Annotated in this window: 8 protein-coding genes; 2 read left to right on the top strand and 6 right to left on the bottom strand. The window is 47.5% G+C overall.

Features of this window, described 5'->3' with window-relative positions:
• Together ACZMIG_RS04305 and ACZMIG_RS04300 are read left to right on the top strand one after the other, a co-directional pair.
• Window positions 1-189: hypothetical protein (locus ACZMIG_RS04305; protein ID WP_487889130.1), on the top strand; the 189-nt coding region annotated here is incomplete at its 5' end.
• Window positions 190-501: 312 nt separating this feature from the next.
• A complete protein-coding gene (locus ACZMIG_RS04300) occupies window positions 502-1,950 on the top strand; it encodes a tetratricopeptide repeat protein (RefSeq protein ID WP_487889129.1) in 1,449 nt (482 codons plus the stop codon).
• 802 nt (window positions 1,951-2,752) lie between these two features.
• On the opposite strand, the gene ACZMIG_RS04295 is transcribed toward ACZMIG_RS04300, so the two are convergent.
• The 6 genes from ACZMIG_RS04295 to murG all read right to left on the bottom strand — a co-directional run bounded on the left by ACZMIG_RS04295 (window position 2,753) and on the right by murG (window position 9,509).
• A complete protein-coding gene (locus ACZMIG_RS04295) occupies window positions 2,753-3,199 on the bottom strand; it encodes a GatB/YqeY domain-containing protein (RefSeq protein ID WP_021854856.1) in 447 nt (148 codons plus the stop codon).
• A 40-nt stretch (window positions 3,200-3,239) separates the two neighbouring features.
• Window positions 3,240-4,556, bottom strand: coding sequence for a cell division protein FtsZ (gene ftsZ, locus ACZMIG_RS04290; protein ID WP_021854857.1), 1,317 nt, complete (start codon window positions 4,554-4,556; stop codon window positions 3,240-3,242).
• Between the two features lie 59 nt (window positions 4,557-4,615).
• Window positions 4,616-6,055, bottom strand: a complete 1,440-nt coding sequence (gene ftsA, locus ACZMIG_RS04285) for a cell division protein FtsA (protein WP_021854858.1) — start codon at window positions 6,053-6,055, stop codon at window positions 4,616-4,618.
• 29 nt (window positions 6,056-6,084) lie between these two features.
• Window positions 6,085-6,885, bottom strand: a complete 801-nt coding sequence (locus tag ACZMIG_RS04280; RefSeq protein WP_021854859.1) for a cell division protein FtsQ/DivIB — start codon at window positions 6,883-6,885, stop codon at window positions 6,085-6,087.
• Window positions 6,886-8,268, bottom strand: coding sequence for a UDP-N-acetylmuramate--L-alanine ligase (gene murC / locus ACZMIG_RS04275; RefSeq protein ID WP_021854860.1), 1,383 nt, complete (start codon window positions 8,266-8,268; stop codon window positions 6,886-6,888). It lies immediately after the preceding gene.
• A gap of 125 nt (window positions 8,269-8,393) precedes the next feature.
• A complete protein-coding gene (gene murG, locus ACZMIG_RS04270; protein WP_125105490.1) occupies window positions 8,394-9,509 on the bottom strand; it encodes an undecaprenyldiphospho-muramoylpentapeptide beta-N-acetylglucosaminyltransferase in 1,116 nt (371 codons plus the stop codon).
• Window positions 9,510-9,533 lie beyond the last annotated feature (24 nt).

The following is a 9,533-nucleotide window of genomic DNA, read 5'->3' as shown; positions in this document are numbered from 1 at the left end:
GAATATGCCGAAAAGGCAAGAGAGGCTGAAAGCAGATACGGCAAGCTGACAACAAACAGTCTGTTTGCACTCTCGCTGATAACCATAGGCTTCAGCGACAAAGACATTCAGCGCATTATGGCTATAACACCGGGAGCGCTGAGAACGATCAAATACAGGCTGAAAAAGCAAATCAGAATTGAAAATTGAAAATGAATAAACGAAGTTCGGTGTAAGCCAATTATGATTACTCTTTTTGTGTGAGGGATATTCTGACTTTATAAAAAAGGATTTATGTCATGGCAACACATTAACACCAGGAAAAATATCTTGAATGCACATGCTTTTCAACATAAATTGATTAACTTTGAAACAACAAAAAACATGACATTAATGAAAAGACTTTTATTATTCTCCATAGCAATAATACTCATTCTTTGCAGCTGCAACTACAATAACGAAACACGCCAGAAACTCGTTTTGGCAGATACATTGCTGTATCATACAAAAAACGATTCGGCAATGAAAATACTTAAAAGCATCAGCGTTGAGAATCTAAAGGACGAAAGCGACAAAGCATATTATAATCTTTTGATGACTCAAGCAAGTCATGTTTTATATATGCCTCCTATGCCCGACTCCATCATAAACGGATGCATTGAATATTACACCAAACAATACGATGCAGAAAAACTTGCTAAAGCTTATTATTACAAGGGTGCGATTTTCTATGAAAAAGGAAATAATGCCGAAGCTATCACAGCTTTAAAAAATGGAGAAATATTTGCAAAAAAAGCAAAAAATAAAAATGCTATACATCATATAGCAGAACTACTTGCTTTCATTAATCTAAAAAATGGGAATTATAATACAGCACTAAAATATGCGCACATCGCACTAAACAATTCAATTGCAACTAACAACAAATCTTGGATTGTTGAAGACCTAAACAGGATATCTGCAATATTCGCAGGACAATCAAAAGCAGACAGTTCTGACTACTACATGAACGAAGCATTGAAAAAAACTAAAGACCTGCCTCAAAAATTAAAAGTTGAATTTTACACAAATGCAAGTATCTACTATTTTAACACCAACAAACTTGCAGAATCAAAAAAATATGCATTAAAATCATTAAATATCCAACAATCAGAAAGAGCCCAAACAATACTTGGTGCTATATACTATTCAGAAGGTGAAACTGAAAGGGCATTGGATTTACTAAAAAAATCAGCTTCAAGCAATAATTTAGAACATAAAGCAGAAGCTTTGTCCCTAATGTCTGACATAAAGAAGGAGCAGGGCGAATATAAGGAGGCCATGAAGCTGGCGGAAAAAAGCAAGGCAGCTGAAGACAGCATGAAGGCAAGACAACAGACTGAAGATATGCTCGCGCTGCAGAAAAGCATAGAGAAAGAAGAGGCCGTGAAGAATGCCGGACAATGGATGCCGGCTGCAGCAGCAGCCATCGCAGCGCTCGCAATTATCATCATAGCTGCAGCCGTATACCACAGAAAGAAGATGAGCAGGGCAAGAAACCTGATGGAGGAAGACAGGGAGAAGATAGAGATGTACACGCAGCAGATGGAGAGCATGGCGGCATCTGGAAAGGACAGGGAAAAGGAAATAAAGAAACTGAAAAAGAAGATTGAAGACATCAGAAAGCATGAGGCTGAAACTGTGAGCCGCGGAAAAAGACTGCACAAAGAGATTGCCGAGGGCGGAACGACCGTAAAATGGAGCAAGGACGACTTTGAGGCATTCATCGAATACTTCAGAATTGAATATGCCGAAAAGGCAAGAGAGGCTGAAAGCAGATACGGCAAGCTGACAACAAACAGTCTGTTTGCACTCTCGCTGATAACCATAGGCTTCAGCGACAAGGACATTCAGCGCATTATGGCCATAACTCCAGGAGCGCTGAGAACTATCAAATACAGGCTGAAAAAGCAAATTAAAATGGTGAATTGAGAATGGAGAATTGAGAATTTTATCAGCAGAACTTATCATACTGAACTTACAAAACACGACAAACTATGATGCAAAAGGTATGCTTTTGCATGCTGAAACGTGGCCTTTCAGGGTGCAAAAGTATGCCTATCGGAAAAATGAAAACGGCAATAATAAAGAATGTTGACTATTTACTGACTTAGGTTGACCGAAACATGGATTATCGCTGATAAAAGTTGACTCTTCGTGATAAGTCATGCAGCATAACATAAGGATCAATTTTATTTTTATAAAAAACTCATCACTCGTCACAACCGTGCATAACAAGCTGTAAATCAAGATGTTAAAGTGTGACGAGTTGCCGGCTAAATTCATCACGGCTGATGTGTGAGCCACGAGCGTGACGAGTTGAAAGCGCAACTCGTCACACTGTAACGCCATGTGTATCAGTGCGTTATACGCCATTGTGACGAGTGACGAGTTTTTTATTAAAATAGTTAGAGGAGAATGTTCTGTTTTAGGAGTTAAAGTAGTTAAAGGAGTTAGAGGAGTTAAAGTCATATGCTTTGTTTTTAGGAGTTAAAGTAGATAAAGGAGTTAGAGAAGGTAAAGTCGTATGCTTTGTTTTTAGGAGTTAAAGTAGATAAAGGAGTTAGAGAAGGTAAAGTCGTATGCTTTGTTTTTAGGAGTTAATGACACTGTCCAATATTTTGTGTAAATGGAAACAGGGTTCAGTATGTAAACACGACAAAAACAAATCAGCCTGAGCAGACTGTTTAGTCCGTTCAGGCTGATTTATTATTTTATATCAGAAAGAAAATGCTTAGGCAAGCAGTTTCTTTACGATGCCGGAGATAATGCGGCCGTCGGCCTTGCCAGCCATCTGCTTTGAAGCCACGCCCATAACCTTGCCCATGTCCTTCATGCCTGCGGCACCTGTCTGGGCTATAATTTCCTTTACGGCAGCCTCAATCTCTTCCTCTGTCATAGGCTTCGGCAGGTATGCCTCAATGACGCTGACCTGTGCCAGCTCGGCGTCTGCAAGGTCCTGACGGTTCTGCTGCACGAATGTGGCAGCCGACTCTTTGCCCTGCTTGGCAAGCTTGGCAAGAATCTTCATGGCGTCGGCATCCTCAAGAGTGTCGTTGGCTCCGGGAGCAGTCTTTGCCTCAAGAAAAACTTTCTTAATGTTGCGCAAGGTCTCAAGACGCACCTTGTCGCGGGCCTTCATGGCCTCCTTTATATCGTTGCTTATCTGATCGAATAACATTTTAATTATAAATTAAAAATTATGAATTATGAATTGTCAATCATCCAAACTTTATTGTTCCCTGTATCTTGCTGTCCTCGCTCTCGGCCTTCTTTACCTGTCCCATAGACTGGTTGCGTATTTCCTCAAGCTCCTGACGTGTGCGCTTGTATGTAGGCGTCGACTCAACAGAAGATATCACGTCGTCGTTGTCGAGGTCTTCCTGGCGGAAGATGTATATGTGCGGACGGCGCTTGTATTTAGAGCTTTTTCCGTCGGTGCCGTAGTAGTGTTCACGCTTTGCGCGGCGCTCGGCAGCCTTCTCCTCCTCCTCAGCACGGCGTTCATTCTCCTCCTGAGAGTGCTTCTTGTAGTGCTCGTTCATGCCGTCGACATTCTCTATGCCGAATCCTGTGGCGAGGATGGTAACCTTCACCCTGTTGCCCAGTTCGGGGTCGGTGGCAAGTCCCCACTTTATCTCGAAGTCGTTGCCAAACTTTGCCATAAAGTCGTTCACGTCGTTCATCTCCTCCATCATGAGGCCGTTGTTGCTGTTCTTGTCGCTGCAGAACGATATGCTGAGCAATATCTTCTTTGCGTTGAACACGTCGTTGTCGTTGAGCAGAGGTGAGTTGAGCGCGTCCTCAATGGCACGCTTAACGCGGCCTTCGCCTTCGCCGTAGCCTGTACTCATGATGGCCACGCCGCCGTCCTTAAGCACGGTCTTCACGTCGTTGAAGTCGAGGTTTATCAGTCCGTGAACGGTGATAATCTCGGCTATGCTCTTGGCAGCAATGCTCAGGGTGTCGTCGGCCTTACCGAAGGCATCAAGGATAGACAGTTCCGGATAAATTTCGCGCAGGCGCTCGTTGTTGATTACGAGCAGGGCGTCGACGTGCTTCGACATCTCTTCAACGCCGTCGAGGGCCTGGTCGATCTTGCGTTCGCCCTCAAAGCGGAACGGTATGGTAACGATGCCGACAGTAAGTATGCCCAGATCCTTTGAAACGCTGGCAATGACAGGAGCCGCACCGGTGCCGGTGCCTCCGCCCATTCCGGCTGTGATGAATGCCATCTTGGTGCCGTCGTTGAGCATTGCCTTAATGTCTTCAAGGCTCTCCTCGGCTGCCTCGCGCGCCTTTGCAGGCTTGTTGCCGGCTCCGAGTCCTTCCTTGCCGAGCTGCAGATGCACGGGTACGGGCGAGTCGTTGAGTGCCTGGTTGTCAGTGTTGCACAGAACGAACGACACGTCGTGTATGCCCTCGCGGTACATGTGGTTAACGGCGTTGCCTCCACCGCCGCCTACTCCGATCACTTTTATTATGCTCTTCTCTTTTTCGGGCTCACCGAAATCCACTATTCTATGTGTATCAGCCATATCTCTGTCTTTATTTTTTTTCGTAGTTATAAGTTTGTAGCAGCGCAGCCATGTCTATATTATTCGTCCTCAGAGACAAGGCTTCTGAACCAGTTCTTGAGCTTTGTAACATGAGGCTTCATGCCCTTCTTTTCCTTGTCGGCATCGTCCTTCGGCTTAACTTCAGGCTCGCTCTCCTTCCTGGCAGCCTCTTCGGCAGCCTTGCGGCGCATCTCCTCAATCTTCAGCTTCTCGGCTTCGGTGAGCACTACGCCCTCGTTGTTGCGCTGCTGTACGTGAGTTCCGCCCTGCATGCCGGCAGCCGGCTTAGGCTTGTCGGCACCGAAGAGGTCGCTGTGCTCGCTGTACTCTTCGCCGGCGCAGTTCATGTCGCCCTTGGCCAGGATGCCCAGCACGGTGTTCATCATGCCGTTGTGGGCGTTGATGTCGTTGTTGTTAGAGTTGATGGTCTGCGTAACAAACTTCGCAATACGTATTTTCTCTATATGCGTGTGGTTTCTGAAGGCCATGTCGATGTTCTTCATGTTAGAGCCTCCACCGGTAAGGATGATACCGCCCAGCAGCCTGTCGGCATACTCGGCAGGAACCTGATACCACACGTTCTCGATAATCTCCTGAAGTCTGCCCTCTACGATCTCGATAAACTTGCGGCTCTCTATGCTGCGGTCGGCATCGATGGGGAACATCAGGGTGTTGTCTATCTCGTTGTTGTCAGTATAAGCATTTCCGTATTTCAGCTTCATCTTCTCGGCGTTCTCATCGTCCATCTGCAGCGAAGCGATATCCTTGGTGATGTTGTTGCCGCCGAGAGGTATGACAGCAAGATGGCGAAGAATATTCTTATAGTAAACAGAAACAGTGGTGGTATCGGCACCAAGGTCAACGAGCACGCATCCTGAACGCTTCTCAGAGTCGGACAGCACGCTGTCGGCCAGCGCCAGCGGCGCCAGATACATCTCGGCAATGGCAATGCCGGCAGTGTCGAAACACTTGTTGAGGTTGCGGTAGAAGGTCTTGCGCCACAATATGTTGAGGAAGTTGCCCTCAAGGCGGCTGCACTGTATGCCCACGGGATCGAGCTGCAGCTGGTTGTCGACCTTATACTCCTGTGTGGCCGCGTCAAGAATTTCCTGTTCAGGATAAGACATATTACGGTTGGTGTCCATAAGCTCGTTTACCATCTCCTGCGTAACGATGGTGTCGCCCAATAAGTCTTTGCCTATCACGTTCTTCTCGCTTCTGATAGACTGACCTCCCACGCCCACATACACCTGAGCTATCTCAGACTTGAGGGCGGCAGACAGTTTCTTGACGATGTTGGACACACACTGAACGGTCTGATTTATATTGTAGACGACGCCCTTGCGTATAAACGACGAAGAGTCTTCCTTCACAACGGCGAGCACAGAGATGCTGCCGTCAAGATTCTTCTTGCCCGCAATGCCCGTAACCTTTGATGAGCCTAATTCTATTGCTACTATAAAATCCTTTGCTGCCATACGTTATCAATTTGTTGTTTCTGTTTTATTTAAATATCTGCCTTTTTCTTCTTTTTGCATATTATCTGGTTGTCAAACTCCAGATCTATATAAGAATATTTGTTCCATCCGGCCTGACTGAGTCCGTATTTGTAAAACTTCTTCAGACGGTCCATCTTCTTCTGCACAAAACCTTGCACAAGAGCCTTGCGGCGGTTGACATATTTTGTCTGCGGGATGTTGCCCAGATAAACTATATGCTCGCCGACGCGCGGAACAAGCTCAACGCCAAGGTCGGGCAGTATGTTTATCTGCACTATCTGATTCTTCCAGAAGTCATCCTTCATCAGCTCGATGGCCAGATAAGAGAGATAGTTGCGGGCATACCAGCGGCTTATGTTGCCTGTAGCTATTATCAGGTCTGACGTGTACTTTGAGTTGGGCATTATGCCGCCCTGATCGTCAAGATAATAGTCGTCGCCACGCGAGTTTTTCACCCTTACGATAGGCAGACGCTGCGTGATGCTTATAAAGACGTTGCCGTCCTTTGTCTTATAGCACTGTGCAGTGTTGACAAAGGGCGTGTCCTTCAGCTTGTCCTCGATGTCGCGAGGGTTGATGTCGGCAAGTTTCTTCTTAAACGGATAAAGGCGGCTCCGCTCAAGAATGCGCTTCACCTCCTTTGCACTTAGGAATCCGTTTGTACTTTCATCCTCAACATTAATGGTAACCTTAGTACACACGCTATGTGTCTCTGCCGGATGATTGAACGATGTCATCGCCATCACCAGGTAAACCGCAAGAAACACGTCGAGCGTTATGAATATGGTTCTTTTAAGTTTCTGATGCATTTACTTATACTTGTCTTGAAGTATTTTCTCTATCTGTGGCACATAATTGTCGAGGTCGCCGGCACCGAGCACCACGAGCACCTCGAAATCATTGTCTTTGACGAACGAGAGGACATCCTCCTTGTGTATCATCTTCTTCTCCACGCCTTCCTTCAGGTTGTCGTAGATAAGCTGTGACGTAACGCCGGGGATAGGCTCCTCGCGTGCGGGATATATGTCGCAGAGCACAACCTCGTCGAGCATGCTCAGGCTGTCGGCAAAGTCCTTATAGAAGTCGCGCGTGCGGGTGTAGAGATGGGGCTGGAAGATTACGGTTATCTTCTTGTCCCTGTAAAGCTCGCGTATGCTCCTTGCGCTCTGGTAGATTTCCTTTGGATGGTGTGCGTAGTCGCTGAGGAAGACAATCTTGTCGTTCTTTATCTTGAAGTCGAAGCGGCGGTCAACGCCACGGTATGTCTTCATGCCATACTTCAGTTCCTCGCTTGAGCATCCGTTGAGCTGTGCCATGGCCATGGCCGCAATGCCGTTCTCGATATTGATGGGCACGGGCTGACCGAGCTGCACTCCGCGTACGGTTTCTATGGGCGAGATGAAGTCGAACGAGATGTTGCCGTTCTCAATCACGATATTCTCGGCATGGAAGTCGCCGCTGTCAAGACTGTATTCATACACCTTAACACCGGGCTGCACCTGAGCTTTCATCTCGAGGCCCTTGTGTATGATGAGCGCTCCGCCGGGCTGAATCAGCGAAGAGTAATGGGCGAAGCTCTCAAGATAGGCCTCCTTGGTGCCGTATATGTCGAGATGATCGGGGTCGGTAGATGTTATGACGCTCATCCACGGACGGAGCCAGTGGAAGCTGCGGTCGAACTCATCGGCCTCGATAACCACGAAGTCGCTCTCCTTGCTCAGTATGTAGTTAGAGCTGTAATTCTTTGATATGCCGCCGAGAAAGGCGTTGCAGTCGACGTGGCTCTGATGCATAATGTGGGCGCACATGGTAGACGTGGTGGTCTTGCCGTGCGTGCCGGCAAAGCAAAGGCCCTTGTGTGAGCGTGTGAGCATGCCCAGCACCTGGGCGCGCTTCTCAACGTCGAAACCGTTCTCACGGAAGTAAACCAGCTCCTTGTGGTCTGCCGGTATGGCCGGGGTATAGATCACGAGCGAAGACTTCTGGTTTCTGCAGGCATGCGGTATCTCGTCGATGTTTTCTTCATAATGAATAAGCATGCCTTCTTTCTCGAGCTGCGTTGTCAATGCAGAAGGAGTTTTGTCGTATCCGGCAACGACAACGCCTCTGTGCAGGAAGTAACGGGCTATGGCGCTCATGCCTATGCCGCCTGCTCCTACAAAATATACAGCTTTAATCTCTTTCAGTTCCATTATTTTATTATTCTCTACAGAAACGGACTTTTGTCCGCCAGGGCTGATTGCAGCCCTGCATCTGCTTTTGCAATTTATTTTAGTATTCTATATAATTATTGTCTGTGGTCTACTTACCCTCCGCATCAGTGTCCGCGGCGTGCGAGCTTAACCACTTCGTTGGCTATTATGTCGGCCGAGTCGGGAAGCGCGAGCTTCAGTATGTTCTCGCTAAGTTCTTTCAGTCTGGCATCGTCTTTCACTGTCTGCAGCGCCAGCTTAACTACCTCAGCAGGAGCGTCGGCGTCCTTTACATACAGAGCAGCGTTCTTGTTGACCAGGGCCATGGCGTTCTTTGTCTGATGGTCTTCGGCCACATTGGGCGAAGGAACAAGGATTACCGGCTTGCCTATGAGGCAGAACTCTGATATGCTGCTTGCTCCGGCGCGGCTTATCACCAGGTCGGCGGCCTTGTAGGCAGCGCCCATGTCAGAGATAAAGTCGGTTACGTGAAGCGACGGAACCGTTCCGCGCTGCTTCAGTTCAGCCATTATCGACGCGTTATAGTATTTTCCGGTCTGCCATATAAACTGCACACCTGACTCTTTTATCATGTCGAGATTCTGAAGTACGCTCTCGTTGACCGTTCTCGCGCCAAGGCTTCCGCCTACGATGAGGATGGTCTTCTTGTCTTCAGACAGCCCGAAGCTCTTAAGGGCCTCAGCCTTTGTCAGCTTTGTGTCGAGCAGGGCCTGACGCACGGGATTACCGGTCTTGACAATCTTGTCTGCCGGGAAGAATCTTTCCATGCCGTCGTAGGCCACGCAGATACGGTCTACCTTCTTCGACAGTATCTTGTTGGTGACGCCTGCATAGGAGTTCTGCTCCTGAATGAGGCACGGTATGCCCATCTTCGTACACTGGTTGAGCATCGGACCGCTGGCATATCCGCCCACTCCGACGGCTGCCATTGGATTGAACTTGCGTATAATCTTCTTCGCCATCTGCTGGCTCTTCCATATTCTGTAAAGAACCACCACATTCTTAAGCATGTTCTTTCTGTTGAAGCCGCTTATAGGAAGTCCTACAATCTCATAACCGGCAGCAGGCACGCGCTGCATCTCCATGCGTCCTAACGCTCCGACAAACAGTATTTTAGCTTCGGGATACTTTGCCCTGATTGCGTTAGCTATCGAAACAGCCGGAAATATATGGCCTCCGGTGCCGCCTCCGCTTATAATTATTCTAAGTTCATCTTCCATATGTCCTTACACCTTATTATTTCG

The organism is Xylanibacter sp. (genome assembly GCF_057607445.1).
The sequence above is the reverse complement of the archived record's forward strand: the minus strand, read 5'-3'. Positions and strand labels throughout refer to the sequence as shown.

Coding starts and splice junctions, on each gene's coding strand:
- ACZMIG_RS04300 (WP_487889129.1), top strand. CDS start 502: ATGAAAATACTTAAAAGCATCAGCGTTGAGAATCTAAAGGACGAAAGC.
- murC (WP_021854860.1), bottom strand. CDS start 8,268: ATGGAACTGAAAGAGATTAAAGCTGTATATTTTGTAGGAGCAGGCGGC.
- ACZMIG_RS04280 (WP_021854859.1), bottom strand. CDS start 6,885: ATGCATCAGAAACTTAAAAGAACCATATTCATAACGCTCGACGTGTTT.
- ftsA (WP_021854858.1), bottom strand. CDS start 6,055: ATGGCAGCAAAGGATTTTATAGTAGCAATAGAATTAGGCTCATCAAAG.
- ACZMIG_RS04295 (WP_021854856.1), bottom strand. CDS start 3,199: ATGTTATTCGATCAGATAAGCAACGATATAAAGGAGGCCATGAAGGCC.
- murG (WP_125105490.1), bottom strand. CDS start 9,509: ATGGAAGATGAACTTAGAATAATTATAAGCGGAGGCGGCACCGGAGGC.
- ftsZ (WP_021854857.1), bottom strand. CDS start 4,556: ATGGCTGATACACATAGAATAGTGGATTTCGGTGAGCCCGAAAAAGAG.